Here is a 25,826-nt window from a genome sequence, read left to right on the forward strand (position 1 = left end):
CGGACCCGCCGCTCAGCCGGATCATTCACGAACCGCGCCGCCGGGCTGATCCGGAACGCTCAGGCCGCACGCGCCCAGGGACGGGGAAACCGGCCGAGAGCGGCGGTGATCGCCTCGTCCTCGCCTCCGGAGACGATCGCCGTCAGCCCTGTCTCCTTGCTGTCGACCACATCCACGACCTCCCCCCCGACGCCCGCCTTGTCCAGCGCCGCGGCGTAGATCCGCCGGATCGCGGCGCGCCTGAGGTCAGGCTTGAACACCTTCCCGACCGCCGTTTTCGGCAGTTCCTCCATCACCTCGACATATTTTGGAATCGCCGCGGGTTCGGAAATGTGCTCGGCCACATAGGCGACCAGCTCTTCGCCGGTCACGCTGGCGCCTTCCTTCAACTCGACATAAGCGGAGGGCACCTCTCCGGCGTGCGCGTCGGGCTGGCCGATGGCGCCCACGAACGCGACGGCCGGATGAGCCATCAGCGCCTCCTCGATCACCGCCGGATCGATATTATGGCCGCCCCGAATGATCAGATCCTTCGCCCTGCCGGTGATCCAGAGATAACCGTCGGCGTCGAACTTCCCGAGGTCGCCGGTGCGCAGATGCCCGCCTGTGGCGAAAACCCCGTCGTTCCGCCTCGCGTCGGTATAGCCGGGGAATGTCCCGGGATTGAGCACGCAGATCTCACCAATCTCATCGACCCCGCATTCCCTCTTGATCGAACCGTCCGGCGCGCAGTCGAGGATCTTCACATCCGTATACGGGAAGGGAATGCCGACGGAGCCGATCTTCTTCTCCCCGTGCGGCGGGTTGGCGGAGATGACGCAGGTCGCCTCGGTCATGCCGTAGCCTTCGAGGATGTTCACTCCCGTCGCCTTCTCGAATTGGCGAAAGAGTTCGTGCGGCAGCGGCGCGGAGCCGCAGAACGCGCTCTTGAGGCTGCTGACGTCGGCGTTGATCGGGCGCTGCATCAGGGCCGACGCCGCGGTCGGCACCATGATCATGAAGGTAACGCCCCAGCGCTCCACCAGCTTCCAGAAATTGTCGAAAACGCCATCACCGCGATATCCCTGCGGCGTCGGCATCACCATATGGGCGCCGGTCGTGACGCACGCCATCAGAACCGGATAGGCGGCGAACACATGGAACATCGGCAGCGGGCAAAGCAGGACGTCGTCCGGCGTCGCCAGCACCGCATCCGCCACCCAGCCGTTATAGAGCGCTCCGCCATGATTGTGTTGCGCGACCTTCGGCATGCCGGTGGTTCCGCCGGTGTGGAAATAGGCGCAGATCGTGTCCCGCGTCGCCTCGTTGGGGAACTTCAGCGTCGCGTCTTCCTTCGCCATCTCCGCGTTGAAATCGGCGACGCGCACGCCCTTCGGCCAGTTCGCCTTCGGGCGGATCAGCGGCACGATCCAGGAAAGTGGCGGCGTCAGGTAGCGTTTCAGATCGACCGTCAGCACATGCTTCACGTTCGGGGCCAAAGACAGCGCTTTCGCCGCCTTCTCCGCCACGTCGGTTTTCGGGAAGGGCGCCAGCGTGACCAGAACCTTGGCCCCGGTTTCGGCCAGGATCTCGCCGATCTGCTCCGCTTTCAGAAGCGGATTGATCGGGCTCACGATCCCCGCCGTCATTCCGCCAAGAAGCGCGATCGCCGCTTCGTTCGCGTTCGGCAGCAGATAGGCGACCACATCGTTCGGGCCGACGCCGAGGTCGCGGAAAAGATTCGCGGCCTGCGCCGTCCGGCCCTTGAGCGTGGACCACGAGAGGGTTTCCGCCTTGTCCTTCTCCCCGCTCTTGATCTGGAAGCTGAGCGCCGGGCGCGGTCCGTGCCGCGATGCGGTCTCCGCCAGCCGCTCGAACACGTTGTTCACTGTAATCCGTTCGGCAAACGGAGCCGTCTCGAACGCGTGCTTGTCGGCTAAGGTGGCGTAACTCATCCCGTTCTCCTCCCCCGGCGCGCGGACGGCGCCTGCTTTCCCGAAGATGAGGATGCGCGGGTCAGCAATAGGTCGCAAGGGTGGAAAGCACCCGCCGCAAGGGCGTCAGACACGCCCGGTCAGTGCCGGTAAGTCGGCTCGACCTCGTACTGCCCGCCTTCGAGCACGCCGAACATCTCGCCGACTTCCGGATGATCGACCGGCTCGCCGGAATCGTCTGGAAGGAGGTTCTGCTCAGAGACATAGGCCACGTAGTAGCTCGTGTCGTTCTCCGCGAAAAGATGATAGAAGGGCTGATCCTTCCGCGGTCGATTTTCCTCGGGGATGGAATCCCACCACTCCTCGGTGTTGGAGAACACCGGATCAACGTCGAATATGACGCCGCGGAAGGGATGCACGCGATGCTGCACAACCTGCCCGATCCGGAATTTCGCCGACGCCCGTATCATTGTTCGCGATTCGCTCCAGTTCCGCCTATGCGAGCATGTAGTATAGGTCTGCTAAAAAAGTTTCCATAGGCGACCCTGGAAATGACTCGCCCGCCGCGCATTCGACCGCAGGCGACGGTAGTGGGTCAGTTTGAAATCCAGCCTATCGCAGCTTTGATTTGCCCTGGCTCGCGCCCATCGCCATATTGAGGGCATGACACAGAGACCCAAACGCCCCGCCGATGCGAACCAGCTTGCGAAGCTGGTGGCGGATATTGCTACGGGGGAGGACGCGATACACGATCCAGACACGTCTGCACAGCGTAAGGGCGGGAAAAAGGGCGGCGAGGCGCGAGCAGCGTCTCTCACGCCGCAGCAGCGCGAAGAGATAGCGCGTGTCGCTGCCGAAGCACGCTGGAAGAAGGGCTAGGCAGCTACTTCTGCGCTAAACTTGCGCTCCTCGATGTCGTCACGGAAATCAAACAGCATCTGGATCGGTCGCTGGCCTTCGTGAATTGCATTGTAAGCCTCGACATCGGTGTTGAGTTGCACACAGTCGCCAACGATCTGCTCTCGACGTTGAATGAAAGCCTTCTGCATGTGCTCCCTTGGAGCATCTTTCATGATGGCCCAAAATGTATATTGGACGCCGCCCTTGCTTACGCGCACGGCATGATTGACGCGATAGCGACGACCATCTTTGTCGGTAGCGTATTCTTCCCGAAGTGCGGTGGACATGTCAGACGCCAGCTTATCCAAGGGATCAACCTTGGGCATTTCAATCATGCCCTTAGATATCCCCCATGCGACTGCCTCGCGCGCAGTAGCGGGCACAGAGCCATGCTCGGCTTCATACCTATGCCACACCCCTTGAAGCTGCTCTTTGTATTTGGCCATTTCGACCTCCTTAAAGGTTCAAAGGGACAGGATCGCCCCACCCGTCCATAGTTGCAGCCCCCTTTAGGAACTGCCTGATTTTGACCTTATGCTTCGCAAGCCAACTGTATTTGTTGACCTTGTACTGCACCGACATCTTGTACTGTAGTTGCCCAACAATAATGCCAGGGTGGCGCTGCAAACGTCGCGCCAAACCAAGCGTATCTCGCTCTGCCATATAGGGATATTTGCGGATCACAAAGGATTCCAGCGCGTCTTGATCTGCGCAAAACTGCGAGGCGGCACTGTTGGCCCGCATTTCTTCTTCCGGCAAATTCTCCGCTTCTGGGTCGAGGTCAACATCCACAATCTCAGACGATAGCTGGTTTCTTTGCCCATCCTTGTGCAGCAGGTGTTCAATTTCGTGACGCAGCACAAACCAGAAATTGTCGATCCTGTCGTGACGGCACGTCATGCCGATAACGGGAGACTTGCCGTCCAGCCAAAAGCATACGCCGTCGATATTCGCCTTTGGCAGAGTTTCCACCACAACGAACCGAATACCCGCATCGGCGAGAATGCGCGGCACATTTCTGATTTCCTCCGGATCAACCAAGAGACGTTCAAGCTCACCAAGCGCCCCCTCAAGTTTCTTCTCTGAGTATGCGGGGACGACGATTTCCTGGGCGATCTGTTTGACGCGATACAGCCATGCCCACTGCAGGGGCGTGGTCTCGGAATAGTCTCCACCCTTCTTTGCGTTATGTGTCAGGCAAGGAACCTGATCCAAAGAATTGGTCCCGAAAAAACGCATTACCTGCGCCTCAAGGAGCGAGATATCTTGCGTGTATTCGAACCAGTTTCTTTTAATCATCTCCCGAATTGGAAAGATCGATTGCAGTTTCGCCCTACGCTCAATCGCGGGGTCCGCCTCGTTAGCGGTGGACAACTCGTACGCTTTCTGGAGGTTCAAAAAATACTCCGCAGAAATCCCAAATGCTTTAGAAAGCGACCGAGCCATGTCCGGGCTGATACCACGCTTGCCCGACATGATCGGGTTAATAGCCTGCTCTTTAACGCCCAGAATGTATGCGAGGTCGCGCTGCGCCCACCCGCGCGCCTCAAGTTCGTCTCGAATGAACTCCCCCGGATGAGGGACTTCTTTCAATAGTGCAGCGATGCTCATTGAGTGCCCTCCTTAGTGCGGGTCGCCAATAAAGGTGACTGTGGCTACAGCGCCTGCTCCCTCACCTGATACCGTGAAGAAAATTCGATACTGCCTGTTCACGCGAACTTGCCTTGTTCCATTTTCGGCTCCCTTGCGGATTTTGTAATCCAGCCCCCCGAGGTTAAAGAGGTCGCTTTCGAACGTCGCAGCCTCGAGCTTCAACAGCGTCTTTCGAGCGGCTTTAATCACGGCGACCGGCAGCCCAATCTTGTGAGCATCGTCTGTGCATATTCGTGCCAGATCGTCGTTTGCGAACTTCACTTCCATGCCGACTCTACATATATCCGCCCGCTCCGGAGGTCAATGATCGACTTAACGCCATGCGTTAATTTTGTAATATGCTTGACTATCGGTCATTTTGAAATTATATCAATCTCATGAACAAGCTGGACACCAAGACCCGCGCCCTGATCCTCCGCCTTCTGGTTGAGGGCAACAGCATTCGCGCCACGGCGCGCGTCGCAGATGTGTCCAAGAACACCGTCAACAAGCTCCTGATCGACGCGGGCAAGGCTTGCTCGGAATATCACGACGCCAACGTTCGCGACGTGAAGGCTTCCGTCGTCCAGTGCGATGAGATCTGGTCGTTCACCTACGCCAAGCAGAAGAACGTCGCTGGTGCGAAGGCCGCTCCCGAGGGCGCGGGCGACACCTGGACGTGGACGGCGCTCGACAGCGAGAGCAAGCTGATCGTGTCCTATATGGTCGGCGGACGTGACAGCGAATACGCCATCGCCTTCATGGACGATCTGCGAGCCCGTCTGGCGAACCGCGTCCAGCTAACCACGGACGGCCACAAAGCCTATCTGGAGGCCGTTGAGGGCGCGTTCGGCGGCGACGTGGACTATGCGCAGCTCATCAAGATTTACGGCGGCGAGACCGGCTCCAAGGGGCACGAAAAGAAATACAGCCCCGCCGAATGCACTGGCATCAAGAAGCGCCGGGTGGAAGGCTCGCCCGATCCCAAGCTGGTCAGCACCTCGCATGTTGAGCGCCAGAACCTGACGATGCGTATGCACATGCGCCGCTTCACCCGTCTGACCAACGGCTTCTCCAAGAAGGTCGAGAACCACTGCTACGCTGTGGCGCTGCACTTCATGTTCTACAACTTCGTGAAGGTCCACCAGACGCTGCGCGTCACTCCGGCGATGGCCGCTGGCCTGACTGATCGGCTTTGGGATATCTCGGACATCGTGAAGCTGATTGAGGATGCTGAGCCTGCCCCCACGAAGCGCGGCCCCTACAAGAAGCGTCAGCCGGAAAATTCAAACTGACCCACTACCCAGGCGACATCCGAGTTGGCGATCAAGGCGGCTCATGCTATTCTATCGACCAATAATGAGGCTGCGAGCAGGCCCAGGACGATGAAAACGGCACTTCGACCCGCGACATGGGCGGCGGCGACGCTATTGCTCGCCGCCTGTTCCTCCACGCCTTCCGGCCCGCCCCGCAATCAGGCCGACGCCTGCTCGGTGCTCGAACAACGCAGCGATTGGGGCGAGGCGCTGGCCAAGACGCAACGCCGATGGGGCGCGCCGCCAGACGTGGTGATGGCGATCATCTGGCGCGAGTCAAGCTTCCGCGCCGACGCGCGGCCGCCGAAACAATACACTTTCCTCGGCCTCATTCCGAACGGCAGGGTCAGTTCCGCCTATGGCTATCCTCAGGCGCTAGACGGCACCTGGGACTGGTACCGGGAGGAGACCGGCGCCAGCGGAGCGGATCGCGGAAATTTCGACGATGCGGTGGATTTCGTCGGCTGGTATCTCGACAAGACGCAGCGGATGAACGGTCTCTCCAAATCCGACGCTTACGGCCAGTATCTGGCCTATCACGAGGGGCACACGGGCTACAGCAGCGGGCGGTGGCGCCAGAAAGGCTGGCTCCTTAACACGGCGAGTCAGGTGGCGGCGCGGGCTGAATCCTATCGGGCGCAGCTGGCGCGATGCGCCACAAGGGTCGCCGCGGCGCCGGCGGACCCGAGCGCGTGACGGCGACCGCGCCGCCTATTTTACGCTGAACCTGAGGATATTGGAGAGTTTGCCGGTCTCGGCGTAGCTCAGGAGCCCGCATTTCCGTTTCCCGAGCTGGCAGAAATCATAGCTGCCCATATCGAGGTTGATCGCCATCCGCGGCGCGTATTCCGCAGCGACCTCGGCGGTGGCCTCCGCCAGCGTGAGCGCCCGCAGGCCGCTGTCGAAGATCGCCGTCTCGCCCGCCGCAGTCTGAAACAGGATACGCCGACGAAAGCGCGGCGCGCCCTCTTTCTCGAACGCGTCGATCTCGCCATCGGCGATCAGAAGGTGACTCTGGAGGAGCGAACCCTTCCCCGCCGCCACGGCTTCGAGAAACGCGGCGCGCCGCCCGGGATCGTCCAGATCGAAAGTTTCGTCGCCGAAATCCGCACGGCGGCGATGCAGGATCCGCGGCGCTCCGGTCTCATCGATCAGCAAAACCCCGTCAAAGCGGACATATTCCCTGAGGACGATCTCGCCCCGGCGGACGAAGAGGCCGACGGGCTTCGGCTTTTCGTCCTCGCGCTTGTCGGCGGCGGTGTAGCCGCCGGTCACATCGAGCGCGTATTCAGGCGTCAGGCCCGCGTCCTCGGGCAGAAGAAGAAGCTCGACATGCGCCCGGCCATCGCACGCCGTCCAGAGCAGCGTCGGGTCAGAACGCTCACAAAGCTCCGCAGCGCCGAGCGGCGTAGCGAGCAGGGCCCCCAGCGCAAAGGACGCGAGACATCGGATCACGGCAGACGGATCATCCTGGGCTCATTCCTCTCAACCATCTGGAACGGCGGCGAAGGAACCAGACCACCATCCGAAGGCGCTCCGAGACGAACACGAGAATTGTGGCCACCGCAAGGATGGTTGGTGAAATCTGTTCGCGAATCCCGGTCAGAACCCGCGATGTCAGCATCTTCCAGCCAGCGAAGGTGATGAAGATCACAGCGACGAACGAGGGGATGAACCCGGAGAGCACGCCGGAAAGGCTGAGCGGCGTCCACACTTCGAAGAACGTCCGGACCGCGCCCGGGCCAAGATTGGCCAAGTCCCGCGTCGGCGTCTCGTCGGGATGCCCCGAAAACCACTTATGGTTGCATGACAGGACGCTCCTCACAGCTTCGAGATCGGTCGGGATGCGCGCCCCCCCCGCGCGATGCCGGGTCAGGTTTGCTTTCCGACCAACGACGCCGACGGCCTGCGCGCCGGTCGCGCAGGATAGAGGCGTCCCGGCGCGCCAGCCGCTGCAAGTCAGTCGCAAAGCACAGCCAATTGAACGCCCCGGGGTCCGCGATCACCGGGCGGCCCGGCGGGGATGATCCGGTCATGAAGATCGCAGACCCGCCCGCCCCAGCGCACGGGGACGGGCTGCTTCTGTTCCGCGGTCAGCGCGAAAAGGTGGTCGTCACAGGGTGAGACGCTGACAATCTCGCCGTGCGTTGGATGACGCCTTATCTGGTCAACAGGCACCCTGTCTCTCATATATGGTTGTGCTAGAGCGAATATGCGCTACCGTTACGCGAAACGATGAACAGCGGGAGGTATGATGGACCGCCTCACCGAGATGGAGGCGTTCACAAGGGTCGTGGAGCTCGGCGGCTTCACCGGCGCCGCAAAGAAGCTCGGGCTTTCGAAATCCGCGATCTCGAAACATGTCGCGTCGCTGGAGTCCCGGCTCGGCGCGCGGCTTCTGAACCGCACCACGCGGCGGGTCAGCCCGACGGAGATCGGCCTCGTCTATTTCGACAAGGCGCAAGCGGTGCTCGCCGCCGCCCGCGAGGCCGACGCCATGGCGACGGCGATGCAGGGCGCGCCGACGGGCGAGCTGAAGATCTCCGCCCCGCTCTCCTTTGGGTTGCGTCACATCGCGCCGGCGCTGGCCAACTTCCTGGCGCTTTATCCGAACGTCTCCGCCCGGCTGCAGCTCGACGATCGGCGGGTCGAGTTGGTCGCCGAAGGCTTCGATCTGGCGATCCGGATCGGCGAGATGCCCGACAGTTCGCTGAAGGCCCGGCGACTGGCCGAAACGGAGATGAATCTCGTCGCCGCGCCGGCATATCTCGAACGAAAGGGAGAACCGACCAGCGTCGACGAGCTGAGCGACCATGAACTGCTTCACTACACAAACCTCTCATCAGGCAATTCATGGAAGCTGAGATCGGCCAGCGGCGTAGAGCGGCCGGTGCGGATCGGCGGCCGCCTTTCGGTGAACAATGGCGATGCGCTGGCGTGCGCGGCGCTCGACGGACTCGGCATCGCGCTCAGCCCGCATTTCATTGTGGCCGAACATCTCGCCTCCGGCCGCCTGGTCGAGATCATGCGCCGCCACCGGCCTGAACCGGTTGGCATCTATGCCGTTTATCCGTCGGGAAGGTTTCTCCAGCCCAAACTGCGCGTCTTCATCGACCATCTGGCCGGAACGCTGAAGGGAAAGGGGCCGCAATGGTGACAAAAATCACACTGCGGGACGCGCGCGATGCTCGACGGTGCGGAAATAATAAAATACCTTTCCCATATGAAACCGAAATGAAAAGAGCGACTGTTGCGATCGGCGGCCGCAACGTCGACGTCAGGACTGTCGGAACGCGGGAGAAGCGGGTTGGTGGAGACCGGTATGAGAGACTGGATCGGTCCAATGGGTGACGCCGACGTTCGGTTCCGGTTCTGGGGCGTCCGCGGATCGCTCCCTTCCCCCGGCCCGGACACCGTCGTCTATGGCGGCGACACCCCGTGTGTCGAGATCACCACCGCATCGACCCGCGTAATCATTGATTGCGGCTCCGGCATCCGCCGGCTCGGCAACGCGATGATGGAGGAGCCGGACGACCGGGAAACCTTCATATTGCTCGGCCATCCGCATTTCGATCACGTCTGCGGGCTGCCGTTCTTCACGCCGATCTTCATTCCCGGCCAGCGCTTCCGGCTCGGCGCGGTCGAGCCGCACGACATGCGTCTTCTCATGCCGCGGCTTTTCTGCCGGCCGTTCTTTCCGGTGGAGGAAGCGATGCTCGGCTCCGAGATCGAGTATTTCCAACCCGAGCCCAGCGGACGCATGAAACTGAACGACGACGTCGCCATCGTCACGAGACCACTCAACCACCCGGGCGGCTGCACCGGCTATCGGGTGGAGACCGGCGGCGTCGTCATCGCCTATTGCTCTGACACCGAACATATCGAGGGCGAGACCGACCGGAACGTGCTCGACCTGATGGATGGCGCCAATCTCGCCATTTATGACAGCGCCTACACTTCAGCCGAGTATCCGAACCATGTTGGCTGGGGTCACTCCACCCCGGACGAAGGCGTGCGTCTGGCCGAGATCGCCGGCGTGAAACAACTCGCGCTCTTTCATCACAACCCGACGCGCAGCGACGCGCAGATCGCCGAAATCGAACGGCGTCTGCAGGAGACGGCGCCTTTCGCCTTCGCCGGGCGCGACGGGATGCAGCTGGTGTTCAAGGCGGCGAAGAGCAAGGCCGCCTGATACCGTCGCTGCGCCCGCGCTAACGCTTCACCCAGGAGATGAACATGCCGCAGGCGGCGTCGGAGGGGACGTCCCCATTCGTCGGGCCGGCGATCTCCACGCCGACGAAGCGCGGCCCCGCGAAGGCGGCCGCGTCGAATCCGGGATCCCTGACCGCCACCTGCTCCGCAGTCCGGATCCTGAGCGTCTGATTGGCGCCGCAAGAGACATCGACCCCGCCCTCGACCTCGGTCGTCCGGCCGCCGAACAGACGCTGGTAAAAGTCCGCTTCGCGCGCCGGTGCGGCGCTCGCGAGCCAGAGCGCGCGGATTCCCGTCGCGCCGTTCTCATGGCGCTGGTAGCCCACCTTCCAGAACAGGCCCGGCGCGCGGTTCTGACATACGAAGATCGGGGCTTCGGGCGCTTCGGGCGCCCGCGAGAACGCAAGTGAGAAGGAAAGCGTCGCCTCCGCACCATCGGGCAGCCGACCTTTGCGCTCGAAATCGAACGGCGCGAACGTCTGAAGGCCGGCCTTGGCGAAGGCGTCGTTATCCGCCCGGGCGTCTTCGGACGCGAAAACCAGCATGGAGGCGCCGTCGCGCGTCGCCGACCGGTTATGCGCGCCGAAGCTGAAAACCGGCGGACGGGCGCTGAAGTCGTGCGCCATCAGGCCCTCGGGCCGGTCCACCTCCAGCAATTCGATGAAGTTCATCTCCTCGAACTGCGCAATACGGTTCGAGGTGCCCATCCTGTCCTCGTGCCGGGCGCGCGGGGTCAGCGTGAAGCCGAGCGATTCATAAGTCGCCGCCGCCCGGTCGAGATTCGCGACCTTCAGCACGACGTGATCGATTGCTCTTCCGGTCAATTTACAGCCCTTCATGTTGCGGGGTAAAGATAACGCCATTGATCGGTGGAACGCCATGCGGCACTAATCGCACCGAGGTTCAGGGGGTCGCATGGAAAAGAATCTTGTCCGCTTCGTATGGAAGTACGGGAAGCTGGACACGATCAAGACCCTGATCGTGACGTTCATGACCTTTCCGGTCATCTACATTTCCCTCGAAATCCCGAAGATCATCGTCAACGACGCCCTTGGCGCAGGCAAGACGCCGGTAGCTTTCCCGGTGAGCTTTTTCGGACTGCGCCTCGAACAGATGAACTATCTGCTGGTGCTCTGCGTGATCTTTATCACCATGATCGTCTTGAACAACTGGCTGAAATTCGTGCTCAACACGCAGATCGGTCTGACTTCCGAGCGGATGATGCGGCGGCTTCGCTTCACGCTCTTCGAGGCGGTCATGCGTTTCCGGACCAAACGCTTCCAATACATGAAGCAGGGTGAGATCGTGCAGTCGGTAATGGGCGAGATCGACGCCCTCAGCGGCTTTTTCGGCGAGGTGATCTCAACCCCTGTCTGGCAGGGCGGGATGCTTCTCGTCTACATGACTTTCATCTTCATGCAGGATCCCGTGCTCGGCGCGGCCGCGGTCGCGCTCTATCCGGTGCAGGGCTTTCTCATCCCGAAACTGCAGAAGAAGGTCGTGCGGCTGAACAAGGCGCGCGTCGCCAATGTCAGGAAGATCGCCGACAATATCGGCGAGAGCGTCGGCGCCATCGAGGAGATCCATACCTCCGGCACCGCGAACTGGCATCTCGCGCTGATCGCCGACCGTCTTTACGAGAGTTTCGCGATCCGCCTCGACATCTTCAAGCGCAAGTATCTGATCAAGGGGCTCAACAACTTCATGATCGCCCTCACCCCCTTCGCCTTCTATCTCTTTGGCGGCATCCAGGTGATCCAGGGCAACCTTGAACTCGGCTCGCTTGTCGCGGTTCTCGCCGCCTACAAGGACGTATCGGGCCCGTGGAAGGAGCTGCTGAATTATTTCCAGCGCTGGAACGATCTCAACAGCCGTTTCGAGATGGTGGTGGAGAACTTTTCCGGCGACGAGGTCTATGACCGCGAGCGCATCAACGGCGGCGCCGACGACCCGCAGGCCGTGCTTTCAGGCGACGTCACGCTCCGCGGCGTCAGCCACGGGCCGGGTTCAAGCGGGCTCAAGGGCGCGACATGCGCCGCGCCGAGCGGCAAGGCGACCGCGGTCATCGGCGGTGAGGAAGGCGGACGCGACATGCTGATGCGGATGATGGCCGGCCTGGTGGAGCCGGAGCAGGGTCGCGTCGCGATCGGCGGCCAGTCGGTGACGGAGGCGTCCCTGCCGGTGATCGCGCGTTCGCTCGCCTTCGTCTCGTCCGACAGCGCGTTCTTCGCCGGAACGCTGCGCGAGAACCTGACCTATTCATTGCGAAAATCACCTGCGCTTCTGTCGGAGGACGAACGCAAGGACGCGCGCGAGCGGCTGGCGGAGGCGGAGCATACCGGCAATATCGCCGCCACGCCCTTTGGCGACTGGACCGATTACGCCGCCGCGGGCGTCGCCGATTCCAGCGCGCTGAACGAGCGGATCATCGCGCTCGCCGGCCGCGTCGGCCTCGCGGAGGAGCTTTACCATCTCGGGTTGCAGGCGCGGATGAACCCGGCCGATCACCCCGATCTTGCGGCGCGCATCCTGGACGCCCGCGCGGAGCTTGGCGAAGCCGCCGCGAACGACAGCGAGATCGCCGACATAATCGAATTCTGGGACGCCGCCCGGATCAACCAGAACGCTTCGCTGCTCGAGAACGTTCTGTTCGGGATGCCGGCTACGGCCCAGGACAGCATCGCCGAATACGCCGAAGACCCGAAAGTCCTGACGATACTCGATAGCGCCGGCGCCATGAAGCCGCTGCTCGCCGCCGGACTTTCAATCGCCGAGCAACTGGTCGAGCTGCTCGGCGCTGTCGATGAGGACAGTTCGCTCCTCGACAGTTTCACCGATTATTCGAAGAAGGACATCCTCGCCTCCGCGGAGATCGTCGACGCCGCGCGACTAAAGGCCGACTGGAAGCCGAAAGGCGACGAGAAGCGCATTCTTCTCTCGTTCGCGCTGGCGTTCGTTCCGGTCAGAGATCGCCTCGACGTGCTTGACGAAACGCTCGAGGCGCAGTTGCTGGAGGCCCGCGCCCGCGCGCAGAAGATCGAGAATTACGACGATCTCGTCGTCGGGTTCGGCGGCGACCGATATTCGCCCGCGCTGTCGCTTTCGGAAAACCTGCTCGACGGGAAACGCCGCCACGATCGCAGGAGCGCCTGGCGGCGCTTCGACGCATTTCTCGAAGCGGCCGTCGAACGCGGCGGACTGCGCGACGGCGTCACGGCTGTCGGGCTCAGCGCGCCGCTCGGGGTCGGCGGGGCCGGCCTCAGCGCCTCTTCCAGGCGGCGCGCGGCGCTGGTCCGCGCACTGCTGAAGCGGCCGGGCACGCTCATTCTGGACGGCGTCGCCGGCGGATCGAGCGAGGACGAGGCCAGCGTTCGCGCCGCGGTTCGCGACGAAATGGCCGGCCGCACGCTGATCATGGCGCTGAGCTTCGTTGACGCGGCGAAGGACTTTGACCATGTGATCCGTGTGAACGTCGACGGAACGACGAAGGAAGGCGCTCCCGCCGCGATGCTAGAAGACATCTGAGCGGCCCGGGCGAAGGGAGGACGCAATGAGCTTGAACAAAGCCGTCGAAACGATGATGGAGACGCCGATCTTCGCCGGCGTCGATCCCAAGCGTCTGCGGTTGCTCGCTTTCATGGGCGAGAGCCTGACCTACCGCGCCGGCGAATTGCTGTTCAAACAGGGCGACGAGGGCGACAGCGCTTTCGTCACGCTTTCGGGCACGGCCTCGGTTCTGATCGACATCGGCGGCGAAAAGCGCGAGGTGGCGGAGATCGGCCCCAAACAGGTCTTCGGCGAAATGGCGGTGCTCTGCGACATCCCGCGAACCGCGGCGATCGGCGCCAAGACCGACCTCGAAGTATTGCGGATCGACCGGGAATCCTTTCTGAAGCTGCTCAAGGAATTCCCCGAGGTTTCGCTTCAGGTCATGCGCTTTCTCGCCACCCGGCTTGAGCAGACGACGCGCAATCTCGGCGACGCGCAGGCGCGGATCAAGACGCTCGAAAGCGCCTGAGTTCAGCCGAAAAGCGGCCCGAAGAGCACGGTGGCCAGCGCCCCCGCGATCAGCGCCGGACCGAAGGGGATCGCCGCCCCCCGCGCGGCGGGGCCGTGGCGAAGAAAGGCGAATACGACCGCGCCGGCGGCGCCGAGAAAGGCCACACTAGGCAGCGCCGCCCAGCCGAGAAACCCTCCGATCGCCGCGAAGAGCTTGGCGTCGCCCTTGCCCATCGCCTCGACCCGCCAGAAAAGGGAAAACGTTCTAAGCGCGAAATACCCGAGTATCGCGCCAAACACCCGCGACCAGCCGTCGCCTTCGAGAAACCCGAGTATCGGGCCGAACGTGATCAGCGGAACGGTCAGATCGTCCGGCAGGATCATCCGCTCCGCGTCGATCACCGCAAGCGGAGCGAGCGCCGCGAAGAGAAGCAGCGCCTCGCGATCCGCCCCTGCGCCGGTGAGCGCCATCGCCACAGGCGCGCACAGAGCGGCGGAAAGCGCCGCGACCCGTACCGGACGCAGCGAGAGATCCGCCCGCCGTCGGGCGACGCCATAGCCGAACACAGCGGCCGCGAGCGCTGTCAGGATCGTTTCGATCATCAATTCGCCTTCACGCAACGCACGATCCGCAATATCATCGCGCCATGTTCCGCGCGATGCTCTTCGCCCTTCTGATATCGACCTCCGCGACGCCAGCCGCTGGCGACGGGCTGGACGCATGGCTCAACGCGGTCGCAGCGGCCGAGCGTGATTTCGACGCGAGTTGCGATGCGCTGCGCGCCACTCAGCCGCCCCAAGGGCTGGTCTGGCTTCGGCTCGGGCCCAAAGGCGTCGAATTCGTGCCCGCGGACGAGAGCGCCGCCGCCGCCGCCGCGTTCTGGGCCGAGGCCGCGTTGGGCGCTGAAGCGGCGGCGAAGGCGCTTTACGGCCGCGCGACGGGCGAAGGGTTGGAGGCGGACCCGGTGATGATCGAAACCGGACCCGAAGGCGTCGCCGTGCATGATGGCGCGGCGCTGCGGCGCGGCGACCCCTGCGACGCGCTCCGCCGGATGGTCCCCGCGCTCGGCGGCGCGGGCGCCAGCATGGGCGGCGACCCGTTCGACACGGCGCGCGCCGACGCCGCCAGCCGCATTCCGCTGGCGATCGGCGCCGCTGCGGTCGCGCCGCTGGAGGGCGCCCCCGCGGCCGGCGCCTTCGCGCGCGGCCCCGACGGGATCACCGCCGAGATCAGCGCGAACGAGGACGGCGGCGCCTTCGTCGCGCTCAAGGCCAGCCGGGACGCCAGTCCGGGCGAGGCGACGCTCCGCATCTATGACCCGGGCGACCGGTTCCACCCGGTCGAGACGATCGACCTCAGCATCCTGCCTGGAGCGGCCCCCGCCCCCGCCGACGCGATGGGGGCGCTCAGTCCGGGCGGAAGCATCGAGGGCGCGCTCTCCCTTGGCGAGGTCGCCCGGATCCCGGTGGAGATCGCGGAGACCGAGCGCATTCGCTTCGCCTCCCGGCCCGGGACCGACATCGCCGCCACGCTGGAGACCGCGGACGGGCGGATCGTCGCCGCCGATGACGACGCTGGCGGGGGCTACGGTTTCGCCTTTTCCGCCGAATTACAACCTGGCCGGTATTTCCTTTCCGTATCGCATTGTTGCGGCGGCGGCGGCGCATATGCGGTGACGGCGAAACCGAACTGAGCCCCAACGTGATCAACTACACGCAAAATGCGTCGCTGTAACGCATGCCGTGATTGACCGCGCGCCTAAAAAAAACCATGATGTCCGCGAGTTGCGAGGGGGGATGATGACGGATATCTGCGAGATCGCCATCGTCGGCTCGGGTCCTGCTGGCGCGAGCGCCGCCGCACGGGCCGCGAAGCTCGGCGTCAGCCATGTTCTCCTGGAGCGCACGGATCACCTGTCGGACACGATCTACAAGTACCAGCGCGGCAAGTATGTCATGGCGACGCCGGACAACCTGCCGTTGCAATCCGACCTGAAATTCGAAGCCGATACGCGTGAAAACATCCTCGGCTGGTGGGACGACGGCATCGCGGAAACCAAAGTCAACGTGAAATTCAACGCCGATGTCGTCGCCATCGAAGGGGAGAAAGGCGACTTCACGCTGAAGACCGCGAATGGCGAAGCGGTGAAGGCGCGTCACGTCGTCCTCGCCATCGGTCTACAGGGCAACCTCCGAAAGCTCGACCCGGAGAAAATTCCGGGCGGCGACAACGGGTTGACGGAATACCAGCTCGACGATCCCAAGGATTATTTCGACAAGGACGTGGTCGTGATCGGGGCCGGCGATGCGGCCATCGAGAACGCCGTAGCGCTGGCGCAGGCGGAGAACCGCGTCACCATCGTCAACCGCAAGCGCGAGTTCGCGCGCGCCAAGTCCGGCAACATTTCGCTGATCCTCTCCGCCATCAAGGATGAGCTGCTGGAATGCGTCTATAACGCCAACCCGGTGCGGGTTGAGGAGCGCGCGATCGTCCTTGGCACGCCCGAGGGCGAACGCGTGGTGCCCGCCGACCGTGTCATCGCGCGTCTTGGCGCTATGGCCCCTCGCGCCTTCGTCGAAGCGGTGGGCGGCGTTTTCGAGGAAGGCGCCGATACGCCCCGCGTCAACGAGATCTACGAAACCGACCGTCCCGGGGTCTTCATTATCGGCGCGCTGGCCGGTTACCCGCTGATCAAGCACTGCATGAACCAGGGCTATGAAGTCGTCCACACGATTGTCGGGGACCCGGTCGAAAGCATCATTCGCCAGGAGCTGGCGAAGAAATTCAAGATTATTCCGGGTTTCACCACCGTTCAGGACATGCTGGAACGGATCAAGAGCGCGGTGCCGCTGTTCCAGGGTTTGACGCTGCTGCAGCTCTCCGAATTCCTGCTCGACGCCGAGATCCATTTCAAACAACCCGGCGAAGCTTTCATGAAGAAGGACGAAGCTGGAGACAGTCTTTTCGTCATCCATGAAGGCGACGTGGAGATTCCGGTGACGCCGGAAAAGATCTTCCACCTCCATCAGGGCGCGTTCTTCGGCGAGATGGGCTTGATCATGGGCCGACGGCGAACGGCGACCGTGCTCGCCGACCGTGGCGGAAAGGGCGCGGTCTGCATCGAAATCCCGCGCACAGCCGCGCTCAAGCTGATCGCCTCCTCGCCGATCGCCAAGCAGGTGATGGACGACACCGCCATCCTGCGGCAGCTCCAGACCTTCCTCAGCCCGGAGCTGACGCATGAAGACCTCGCCGAGTTGATCGCGGCGGCGGAGCCGAAGCGCTATGGCCGCGGCGAGACGCTGATCGAGGAAGGCGACGAGGGGGACGCGATCTACGTCATCCGGTCCGGCTCCGCGACGGTCTCCAAGAAGGTCGGCAATTCCGACGTCGTGCTGGCCTATGTGCCGGCCGGCCAGTTCGTTGGCGAAATGGCCCTGCTCTTTCACCAGACCCGCTCCGCGACGGTCCGCGCGACGGTGCCGGTGGAGGCGATCCAGCTCGACGGCGCGCTGTTTCGTTCGCTCCTCGACGGCAATCCGAAGCTTCGCGCCATCGTCGACCGGGTTGCGCGCGAGCGCGCCGAGGAGAACCAGAAGACATCCGACGACGATCTTTCGCGCAAGATCGAGTTCCTGACCTCCGTCGGGCTGGGCGAGGCGACGAACGCCATCGTCATCGACGAGAGCCTATGCGTGCGCTGCGATTATTGCGAGAAAGCCTGCGCCGAGACGCATGGCGGGGTCTCCCGGCTCGACCGCGCGGCGGGGCCGACCTACGCCAATATCCACGTCCCGGTCTCTTGCCGGCACTGCGAGCAGCCGCACTGCATGGCGGACTGTCCGCCAAACGCGCTGCAGCGCGACCCGGACGGCGCGGTCTATGTGAACGAGACCTGCATCGGCTGCGGCAACTGCGCCCGCAACTGCCCCTATGACGCGATCACGATGAGCGCGCTGCCGGCCCCGAAGGGTGGGCTTTTTTCCTGGCTGGTCTTCGGCGGAAAATACGGGCCGGGCGAAGCCGGAAAGCCGAAGAAGTCGAAAGAAAACAAGGAATTGTCGCGAAAATGCGACCTTTGCCGTCATGTTGACGGCGGGCCCAGTTGCGTCAAGGCCTGTCCGACCGGCGCGGTGATCCGGGTCGGGCCGGAGGAACTCTTCCGGCGCATTCGGGAGGGCGCGTAATGTCTGCGCATGTCTCCTTCCTGGCGCATGAGCGCTTTCGCTGGTTCAAGCGTTCCGCATGGCTCTGCCTGATCACCATCGTCGTCTATTCGGCTTATGCCCCGGTCGGCGGCCGCAATGGCGGAACCTGGGTTGGCTACGGGCTTGGCGGGCTCGGGCTGCTGCTCATCCTCTGGCTGGCCTGGCTCGGGGTCAAGAAGCGCGGCTTCTCCTCCGGCGCATATACGATCCGCGGCTGGACCTCGGCGCATGTCTATCTCGGCCTCTCCTTGATCGTCGTCGCGACCCTGCACACCGGGTTCGAGTTCGGATGGAACGTCCACACGCTTGCCTACGCCCTTATGATGGCTGTGATCATTTCCGGAGGGTTTGGCGTTTTCGCCTATCTTCGCTACCCGCGGGTGATGTCGGAGAACATGTCCGGCCGCTCCGCAGCCGCACTTCGACAGGAAATGGCCGAACTTGACGTCCGCATCGCGCGTCTGACGCAGCGGCTTCCGGACAAGTTCGCCGAAGCTGCGCGCATCAGTCTCGAAGGGACCCGGATCGGCGGCGGATTCTTCCAGTTGCTCGGTGGCTCCAGCAAGCGTTGCGGCTCGGCGCGGGCGCGTGAGATGGCGCGCGCGGAAGCCGAGGCTCTCGAAGAAACCGAACAGCAAGCGACGGCGACGGAAATGGTCTCCGCGCTCAGTCGCAAGGCGGAGATCGCGCAGCGTCTCCGACGAGACCTCTCCTACAAGGCGGTGATGGATGTCTGGCTCTGGATCCATGTTCCGCTCACCCTCGGGCTGATCGCGACGCTCGCGGCGCATGTCCTCATCGTCTTCTTTTACTGGTGAGGTCAGTCCGATGCGTCTAGCTCTCGTCACCTTGAAGCGCCGCCCGGACAGCGACGATGTCTCCCGTCGCGAAACCCTTCTGAACGGGGAGGAGTTCCGTGTCGGCCGCGGCTCCGACATGGACGTCAACCTGCCGGATGTCGATGTCGCCTATCACCACGCGACGCTGCGCGCCGGCCCCGATGGGCTGATCCTTGAAGGCGTCGGCGGCTCGCTTCTGGAAGTCGATCGAAAGAAGGTCGAAAGCGTGGCGCTGCGTCCCGGCGTCACCTGCCGGATCGGCGCGTTCGAGATCGGCTGTGAGGACGCCTCGGATCACGCTGATCACGCCATCACGCTGCAGAAGGGCGAAGCCCCTCCCCCGGCGCGCCGCTCGCCCCAGCGTATCGTGGAGACCCTGCCCTCGCGTCGTCGGCTTTCGTGGATTCTGGCCGTCGCCGTTTTGCTGCTCTTCGTCGCCTGGCCCTTGAGCACGATCCTCCTGCGCGATGCGCCCGACCCGAACGCGATTATCGTCAACGCCATGACGCCGCCGGAACCCGCGAGCGCGCGGCCTGGCGCGGCCCAGACGCTGGTCGCGCTCGGGACCAGTCTCGTCGAGGGAACGCCGCCCCCCGCGGCGCCGAAATTCACGCCGATGGAGACCTCGTGGCTCTCCGGTCCGATGAGCAATGTCCACGCCGGGCTGGCTGAGGATTGCGGCGCCTGCCATCAGCGGCCGTTCGAGATGACGACCAACACCGCCTGTCTCGCCTGCCACGCGGAGACCGCCGATCATTTCGACGTCGCTCAACACGCGGCCGCGGCCGGCGACCCACGGCTCGCGCGCTGCGCGGCCTGCCACAAGGAGCATGTCGGCGGCGAAAGCCCGATCGAGGAGGCGTCGGCGGTTTGCACCGACTGCCACGCGGACCTGAAAAGCGTCGCGTCCACGACCACGCTTCTCGATGTGTCCGATTTTGCTCTCGAACATCCGCAGTTCCGCCCCACGCTCGTCACCGGCGTCGCGACGAACGAGGCCGGGGCGCTGGTTCCCACGGTCGAACGGTCGTCGCTTGACCCGAAATACCCGCTGACGGAGGAATCCGGCCTGAAATTTCCGCATGACGTGCACCTCAACAAGGAAGGTGTGCGCGGGCTTGGGCGGGCCTCCGACAGAACCTGGGATTTGAATTGCCAGAGTTGCCATCAGCCGCAGGCCGACGGCGCGCTGATGCGGCCGATCCAGATGGAGCGCGACTGCGGTTACTGTCATGAGCTCGTGTTTCAGCCGGAGAATATCGAGACGCTGCGCGAGCTGCCGCACGCGAGGCCGACGGAAGTGCAGGAAATCGTGCACGATTATTACTACGCCCGGGTGCTGGAGGGCGGCGTGACCGTGCCTGGCGCGCCGGAAGCGGCGCGTCGGCGGCCCGGCACGCCGCTAGGAGTCGCCGGCCGCGCTGAAGGGCTCGACTGGGCCGACGCGCAGGCCGAGTTGGAGTTGAAACGCATCATGGAGGTCAGCCTCTGCGGCGATTGCCATGTTGCGGAGGCGTCGGCCGAACCGGACGCGCGCGGCCGGACGACATGGAAGGTGCAGGGCGCACTCTTGCAGCGCAAATGGATGCCGAAATCGTTCTTCAACCACAAGCCGCATTTCGCCATGGACTGCGTATCGTGCCACGAGGCGACCACATCCAAGGCCGCCACGGATGTTCTGATGCCGCCGATCGAGGATTGCCGCGGTTGTCACAAGGGTGAAAACGCCGGCGCATCAGCGTCTTCGGAATGTCTGGCCTGCCATGAGTTCCATATCGAGGATTACGGCCCGATGTCGCCGCCGCACGGCGCCGCCATGGTTGAGAGGCGAAACATCGCAGAACGGACGGAAGTGGTGAGAGCAACCGAATAGGTTGCGCGCGCGGAAGTGAGAATGCGCGACACGCGCGCGGATTAAGGAGAACCCGATGCGGTATCGATCAGGTCTCGTCATTATGATCTCGGCGCTCGCCGCGCTGCCGGCTTTCGCCGCAGCGGCGGAGCGACTGAGTGCGGACGGGGTCGCGCTGCCCGCCATGAGCTACGCGCCCGGCGGCGCGCTGGAGGCGCGTGTCGACGCGGCGGGCGACGAGGTGATCTCCGTTCACGCCATTCTTCGCCCGGCCTCCTCGAACGAGATGTGGATGCGCGACCGCGACGGGTTCTGGTCGGAATGGAACGGAAACCGCGAGACGCTGGCGCCGAGCGCGGCGCGACGCGAGGGTGACGAACTGGTGTTCAAGATTTTCGAGACGCCGCCTCCGGGCGTTCACGCGATGACGATCACTCTCGCCTACCGGACTTCGACGGGGCTGAAATACGGCTGGTTCCAGGCAGCGGAGCGCGCAGAATGATGTTCGGAATTCGAAATGCACGCCACAAGATCGTCGCCGCGCTCGCGGCGGCGCTCCTCACCAGTTGCGGCGGCGGCGGGTCCGACACCGGGAGCGACAACGGCTCGACGCCGGCGCCCGGCACGAAGTTCACCGGGCTGATCGACTTTCCGCCGCTCGTCGGGCTGACCAGCGCCGATGTACAGCGCATCATCGCCCAGGCGGTGAATGAAGCGAACGCACAGGGCGCACCCGCCACGATCGCGGTCGTCGATCGAGTCGGCAACGTGCTGGCGGTTTTCCAGATGAACGGCGCGATCACGTCACTGTCCGCGATCGCGGAGACCCCGCGCCGGATCAGCACGGGCCCGCTCGACGGCACCAACCTGGTCGGCGCCGACGGATCGGGTCTTGATGGGCTGAACATTCCCGGCGCAGCCGCTGTCGGGGCGATCGCCAAGGCGATCACCGGGGCCTATCTTTCTTCCGGCGGCAACGCCTTCAGCACCCGCACGGCGAGCCAGATCGTGCAGGAGAACTTCAACCCCGGAGAGCAATTGCAGGCCGGCGGCCCACTTTTCGGAGTGCAGTTCAGCCAGCTTCCCTGCTCCGACCTCTCGACGAGGTTCGCCAGCGATAACGGGGCCGGCACCGTCGTCGGCTCCACGGTCGGACCGCGCCGTTCTCCGCTTGGCCTTTCGGCCGATCCCGGCGGCCTTCCGCTCTACAAGAACGGCACGATGGTGGGCGGCATCGGCGTGATTGCGGACGGCGTTTACGGGATCGACCTCTCGGTCACCGACATCGATTCCGACGCCGAGATGCAGGATGAGTTGATCGCGCTCGCCGGAACCGCGGGGTTCGAGCCGCCGGAGCGGATCAAGGCCTTCAACATCACGTTGGAGGGCAATACCCTGCGCTACACCGACACCACCGACGACACCGACCGGCTGCGCTCCAATCCCAACGCCGCGCCCGGCTTCGCGTCTGTTCTTAACAGCCAGGGCTCGCTGGTCCCGGTAAAGGGCTACTACCGCGTGACAAACGGCGGTGCAGGAGACGTGCTGGCCGGCACCCGCTTCGGCTCGCCCGCCTCCGGCATCATGCCCGCCTCGCGTCTGCCGGGGGGCAGTCCGTTCCAGAATCCGAACGCGTTCGTCCTGGTCAATGGCGCGGGCGCTCCGCGCTTTTCACCGAAAGCCGCCACCGACGCGCCGGGCGGCGACGCTTCGAAGGCGCTGACGCGACGCGAAGTCATTCAGTTGATCGACGAAGCGCTCGGCGTCGCGCTCGCCGGAAGGGCGCAGATCCGCAAGCCTTTCAACAGCCGGATCCAGGTGTCCGTCTCGGTCGTCGACACCAATGGCGAAATTCTCGGCGTCGCACGTACGCCCGACGGCCCGATCTTCGGCACCGACGTCTCGCTCCAGAAGGCCAGAACGGCGATGTTCTTCTCTTCGCGCACAGCGGGACGGGAATTGAGCGCGGTGCCCGGCGGCGTCAGGCAGGTGCCCGACCCGCTAAACGGGGGCGCGCTGCAGAACGTCACGATTCCGCCGCTTGCGGATTATGTCCGGGCGGCGCGACAGTTCATCGCGCCGGATGCGCTCACCGGCAAGAACGCCTTTTCCGACCGCGGCAACGGCAACCTCGCCCGCCCCTTCTTTCCGGACGGGGTGCAGGAGCGCCGGAACGGCAGCGACTCGCCGAACGGCCCGTTCTCGCGGCCGTTCAATTCGCCTGACACGACAAAGAACTGGTCCCCCTTCTCGACCGGAATTCAGTTCGACCTGATCGGCTCCAACATTCTCGACCATGTCTTCTTTATTCTCGGTCTCGGGAACGACACGCCGGTCGGCTGCACGGGTCTCAGCCCACGCGACGGGATGGCCTTCCCACGCGCGGCGCTGGCGAACGGCGCGCAGATCTTCGCCGGCTCCGTGCCGATCTATCGCAACAACGTGCTGATCGGCGGAATCGGCGTTTCCGGCGACGGGATCGACCAGGACGATATGATCTCCGCGCTCGGCCTCCGCCGCGCCGGGCTCGCGCTCGGCGGCGGGCTCGGACATGCGCCGCCGGCGATCCGCTCCGACACGATCCAACCCGCACAGGGCGGCGGCAACCGCCTTCGATATGTCAGTTGCCCATTCGCGCCGTTCATCAACAGCGATGTCCAGAACCCCTGCCGTGTACTCTGAGCGAGAAATACGAGGGAAACCAGAAATGTCGCCAGTTCGCCCCCGAACCAGCCGAAACCTGATGACCGTCGCCGCGACCGCGGCGCTGTTCGCCGGGATTGCCGGGTCGGTGGAGGCGCGGGATACGCGCCTCAACGCGGCCCCCCTTGACGGGCAGAAGGAAATCTTCGGCTTCAGCCAGGTCCTGCGACGGAACACCGGTCCGGACGTGCGTCAGTCGACGCCCGACAGCCTGCCGGAGACGGTCGCGCCCGTCGAGGATGAGATCGACGCAGACGGCCGGTCGCGACCCGGCGGGCTTACAGGGCGAACGGACGAGTCGACAGCCCCCGCGCCCGGGGAAGCCCCGGCCGGCGATGTTCCGGACGTCGAAAGCGACTGGCGCCGCGCGCCCGACGAAGAAGGGATCGAGACGACCAACGTCCCCGCCCCTGGCGCCGGGATGCCGGGGCCGCAGATCCGCCCCGGCGGCTTCATCCTCAACGACCGCGTGCTCCTTACGGGGGAGACAGAAGACCTGCCCCCTCCCGATCTGCAACGTTCCGCCGACGGGCGGATCGCGCCGCCCGGCGTCGGGGTAACGCCGCTCGAACCCGAACCCTATGTCGACCCGCTCGCGGTGCCGCTGCCGCCGCCGCGGGCCGCAGGGCCGGACGACTTCATCCCTGTGCCCGATCGCTGGCGGCTCGCGGACACGCTCAATCTGGTCAAGGACAACCCCTACGATCCTTACGATCACAACACCCTGAAAGGCGACAAGCCGATCTGGGAGGGCAGTTGCTTCCCGTTCCTCGAGCCGCTCCTCGGGGAAAGCGAGACCGATTGCTTCATCATCCTGCTGGGCATTTCCGACACGGTGTTCGAGCCCAGAAGCTTCCCGACGCCGACCGGCGTTCAAACCACGTCCCGGTCCGGCACGAACGACATTTTCGGCAAGCCGGACCAGTTTCTCTTCAATCAGAACTTCATCCACGGCTTCAGCTTGGTGAACGGCGACACCGCCTTCCGGCCGCAGGATATCGAGTTCCGCTATACCGGCGTTCTCAACGCAAACTATGCCGATGTGGAGGAGCGGCGCATCCTCCGCGCCGACCCGACCACCGGGACCGACCGCTTCGACTCGCATTACGGCATTCAGGAGCTTTTTGTCGATTATCACATCGCGAATATCACCGACCGGTATGATTTCTACTCGATCCGCGCCGGCATCCAGCCCTTCAGCTCGGATTTTCGTGGTTTCCTCTTTCAGGACAACCAACTTGGCGTGCGGTTTTTCGGCAATTGGGACAACAATCTCTGGCAGTACAACCTCGCCTGGTTCCGGCGGCTTGAGAAAGACACGAATTCGGGCCTGAACGAGGCGTTCAAGACCCCGCGCGAAGACGATGTGTTCATCGCCAATGTCTACCGGCAAGACTTCCCCATCCTCGGCGTCACCAGCCAGGCGACGGCGATCTACAACCGCAACCGTGAGGGCGATGACCGCTATTTTGACGACAACGGCTTTCTGGCGCGCCCGGCCTCCTTCGGCTCTCAGCGCGGGCGCGATTACGACGTGGTCTATCTTGGCTACAACGTCGATGGTCGGATCGGCCGCGTGAATCTCACTGGCTCCGGCTACTACGCGTTCGGAAATGACGACAACGTCTTCACGGACGAATCCTCAACGATCTCCGCGTTCTTCGCCGCAGCCGAGCTTTCGATGGATTTCGACTGGGCGCGCTGGCGGCTTTCGGGCCTCTACGCCTCTGGCGACAGCGATCCTTATGACAACAAGCAGGGCGGTTTCGACGCGATTTTCGAGAACCCGCAATTCGCCGGCGGCGACACCAGCTACTGGATCCGCCAGCAGATACCGCTGATCGGCGGCGGCGGCACTGGCCTCTCCTCAAGAAACGCTGTTCTTCCCTCGCTTCGCCCCTCCAAGGAGCATGGCCAGTCGCAGTTCGTGAACCCCGGCATCCTGCTGGTCGGCGCCGGAGCGGATTTCGATTTGGCGCCGTCATTCCGCATATCGGGCAACGCCAATTACATGTGGTTCGACGACACTTCCTCGCTGGAGACGCTGCGCAACCAGGGCAGCATCGACAACGATATCGGCCTCGATCTGTCGGCTGCTGCAATCTGGCGCCCCTACCAGACGCAGAATTTCGTGGTCCGGCTGTCCGGCGCGGTGCTCCTGCCGGGCGAGGGGTTCAACGACCTTTACGCCGCGCAGGGGGAACGCGACTACTACTACTCCGTCCTCGCGAACATCATTCTGACCTATTGA

23 protein-coding genes are annotated in these 25,826 nt (G+C 63.8%); 14 read left to right on the forward strand and 9 right to left on the reverse strand.

The genetic code is table 11. The features are described from left to right. Positions 1–59 precede the first annotated feature (59 nt). Together G5B40_RS04530 and hspQ are read right to left on the reverse strand one after the other, a co-directional pair. Positions 60–1,934, reverse strand: coding sequence for an acyl-CoA synthetase (locus G5B40_RS04530; RefSeq protein ID WP_165095569.1), 1,875 nt, complete (start codon positions 1,932–1,934; stop codon positions 60–62). Between the two features lie 119 nt (positions 1,935–2,053). Then, positions 2,054–2,383, reverse strand: coding sequence for a heat shock protein HspQ (hspQ, locus tag G5B40_RS04535; protein WP_165095572.1), 330 nt, complete (start codon positions 2,381–2,383; stop codon positions 2,054–2,056). A 193-nt stretch (positions 2,384–2,576) separates the two neighbouring features. Between hspQ and G5B40_RS04540 the strand changes: the two genes are divergently transcribed. After that, positions 2,577–2,792 (forward strand): histone H1, encoded by a 216-nt coding sequence (locus tag G5B40_RS04540; RefSeq protein WP_165095577.1) that lies wholly within the window; start codon positions 2,577–2,579, stop codon positions 2,790–2,792. Here the strand turns inward: G5B40_RS04540 and G5B40_RS04545 are convergent. From G5B40_RS04545 to G5B40_RS04555, 3 genes are read right to left on the reverse strand one after another with little or no spacing between them, the layout of a single operon-like run. Beyond that, complete coding sequence (locus G5B40_RS04545) at positions 2,789–3,259, reverse strand: hypothetical protein (RefSeq protein ID WP_165095580.1); 471 nt, start codon at positions 3,257–3,259, stop codon at positions 2,789–2,791. The genes G5B40_RS04540 and G5B40_RS04545 overlap by 4 nt on opposite strands. Positions 3,260–3,269: 10 nt before the next feature. Beyond that, entirely contained in the window at positions 3,270–4,424 is a 1,155-nt protein-coding gene (locus tag G5B40_RS04550; protein WP_165095583.1) for a HigA family addiction module antitoxin, read from the reverse strand. Between the two features lie 12 nt (positions 4,425–4,436). Next, a complete protein-coding gene (locus tag G5B40_RS04555) occupies positions 4,437–4,733 on the reverse strand; it encodes a type II toxin-antitoxin system RelE/ParE family toxin (RefSeq protein ID WP_165095586.1) in 297 nt (98 codons plus the stop codon). Between the two features lie 110 nt (positions 4,734–4,843). Here G5B40_RS04555 and G5B40_RS04560 point away from each other — a divergent pair, with 110 nt between their 5' ends. Together G5B40_RS04560 and G5B40_RS04565 are read left to right on the forward strand one after the other, a co-directional pair. Continuing rightward, a complete protein-coding gene (locus G5B40_RS04560; protein ID WP_165095589.1) occupies positions 4,844–5,740 on the forward strand; it encodes a DDE-type integrase/transposase/recombinase in 897 nt (298 codons plus the stop codon). Between the two features lie 90 nt (positions 5,741–5,830). Then, complete coding sequence (locus G5B40_RS04565; RefSeq protein ID WP_165095592.1) at positions 5,831–6,457, forward strand: transglycosylase SLT domain-containing protein; 627 nt, start codon at positions 5,831–5,833, stop codon at positions 6,455–6,457. 15 nt (positions 6,458–6,472) lie between these two features. Here the strand turns inward: G5B40_RS04565 and G5B40_RS04570 are convergent, their stop codons facing one another. After that, entirely contained in the window at positions 6,473–7,216 is a 744-nt protein-coding gene (locus G5B40_RS04570; RefSeq protein ID WP_165095595.1) for a hypothetical protein, read from the reverse strand. 10 nt (positions 7,217–7,226) lie between these two features. Continuing rightward, positions 7,227–7,730 (reverse strand): ABC transporter permease subunit, encoded by a 504-nt coding sequence (locus G5B40_RS04575; protein WP_165095598.1) that lies wholly within the window; start codon positions 7,728–7,730, stop codon positions 7,227–7,229. A 285-nt stretch (positions 7,731–8,015) separates the two neighbouring features. Here G5B40_RS04575 and G5B40_RS04580 point away from each other — a divergent pair, with 285 nt between their 5' ends. Together G5B40_RS04580 and G5B40_RS04585 are read left to right on the forward strand one after the other, a co-directional pair. Next, positions 8,016–8,918: a LysR family transcriptional regulator gene (locus tag G5B40_RS04580; protein WP_165095601.1), complete on the forward strand. Its 903-nt coding sequence runs from the start codon at positions 8,016–8,018 to the stop codon at positions 8,916–8,918. Between the two features lie 165 nt (positions 8,919–9,083). After that, positions 9,084–9,953 (forward strand): MBL fold metallo-hydrolase, encoded by an 870-nt coding sequence (locus G5B40_RS04585; protein ID WP_165095604.1) that lies wholly within the window; start codon positions 9,084–9,086, stop codon positions 9,951–9,953. Positions 9,954–9,972: 19 nt separating this feature from the next. Here G5B40_RS04585 and G5B40_RS04590 read toward each other — a convergent pair whose 3' ends face one another. Further along, positions 9,973–10,797, reverse strand: coding sequence for a VOC family protein (locus tag G5B40_RS04590; protein ID WP_165095607.1), 825 nt, complete (start codon positions 10,795–10,797; stop codon positions 9,973–9,975). 91 nt (positions 10,798–10,888) lie between these two features. Between G5B40_RS04590 and G5B40_RS04595 the strand changes: the two genes are divergently transcribed. Both G5B40_RS04595 and G5B40_RS04600 read left to right on the forward strand, forming a co-directional pair. Next, a complete protein-coding gene (locus G5B40_RS04595) occupies positions 10,889–13,498 on the forward strand; it encodes an ABC transporter transmembrane domain-containing protein (protein ID WP_165095610.1) in 2,610 nt (869 codons plus the stop codon). A 25-nt stretch (positions 13,499–13,523) separates the two neighbouring features. Then, positions 13,524–13,991, forward strand: coding sequence for a cyclic nucleotide-binding domain-containing protein (locus tag G5B40_RS04600; RefSeq protein WP_165095613.1), 468 nt, complete (start codon positions 13,524–13,526; stop codon positions 13,989–13,991). Positions 13,992–13,993: 2 nt separating this feature from the next. Here the strand turns inward: G5B40_RS04600 and G5B40_RS04605 are convergent, their stop codons facing one another. Further along, entirely contained in the window at positions 13,994–14,575 is a 582-nt protein-coding gene (locus tag G5B40_RS04605; protein WP_165095616.1) for a prepilin peptidase, read from the reverse strand. Positions 14,576–14,619: 44 nt separating this feature from the next. Between G5B40_RS04605 and G5B40_RS04610 the strand changes: the two genes are divergently transcribed. The 7 genes from G5B40_RS04610 (at position 14,620) to G5B40_RS04640 (ending at position 25,826) form a co-directional block, all read left to right on the forward strand. Then, complete coding sequence (locus G5B40_RS04610) at positions 14,620–15,666, forward strand: hypothetical protein (protein WP_165095619.1); 1,047 nt, start codon at positions 14,620–14,622, stop codon at positions 15,664–15,666. A gap of 106 nt (positions 15,667–15,772) precedes the next feature. Then, a complete protein-coding gene (locus G5B40_RS04615) occupies positions 15,773–18,160 on the forward strand; it encodes a cyclic nucleotide-binding domain-containing protein (RefSeq protein WP_165095621.1) in 2,388 nt (795 codons plus the stop codon). Continuing rightward, positions 18,160–18,999: a hypothetical protein gene (locus G5B40_RS04620; protein WP_165095624.1), complete on the forward strand. Its 840-nt coding sequence runs from the start codon at positions 18,160–18,162 to the stop codon at positions 18,997–18,999. Before G5B40_RS04615 ends, G5B40_RS04620 begins: the two co-directional genes overlap by 1 nt. A 10-nt stretch (positions 19,000–19,009) precedes the next feature. Continuing rightward, on the forward strand, positions 19,010–20,893 hold the full coding sequence (locus G5B40_RS04625; protein ID WP_165095627.1) for a cytochrome c3 family protein: 1,884 nt from the start codon (positions 19,010–19,012) through the stop codon (positions 20,891–20,893). A 55-nt stretch (positions 20,894–20,948) separates the two neighbouring features. Next, positions 20,949–21,374: a hypothetical protein gene (locus G5B40_RS04630; RefSeq protein WP_165095629.1), complete on the forward strand. Its 426-nt coding sequence runs from the start codon at positions 20,949–20,951 to the stop codon at positions 21,372–21,374. Further along, positions 21,371–23,554, forward strand: a complete 2,184-nt coding sequence (locus G5B40_RS04635; protein WP_211907411.1) for a heme-binding protein — start codon at positions 21,371–21,373, stop codon at positions 23,552–23,554. The genes G5B40_RS04630 and G5B40_RS04635 overlap by 4 nt, the downstream gene beginning before the upstream one ends. 25 nt (positions 23,555–23,579) lie before the next feature. Continuing rightward, positions 23,580–25,826: a hypothetical protein gene (locus tag G5B40_RS04640; protein WP_165095632.1), complete on the forward strand. Its 2,247-nt coding sequence runs from the start codon at positions 23,580–23,582 to the stop codon at positions 25,824–25,826.

The sequence above is a fragment of the Pikeienuella piscinae genome (assembly GCF_011044155.1).
GTDB classification, from domain to species: Bacteria; Pseudomonadota; Alphaproteobacteria; order Rhodobacterales; family Rhodobacteraceae; genus Pikeienuella; species Pikeienuella piscinae.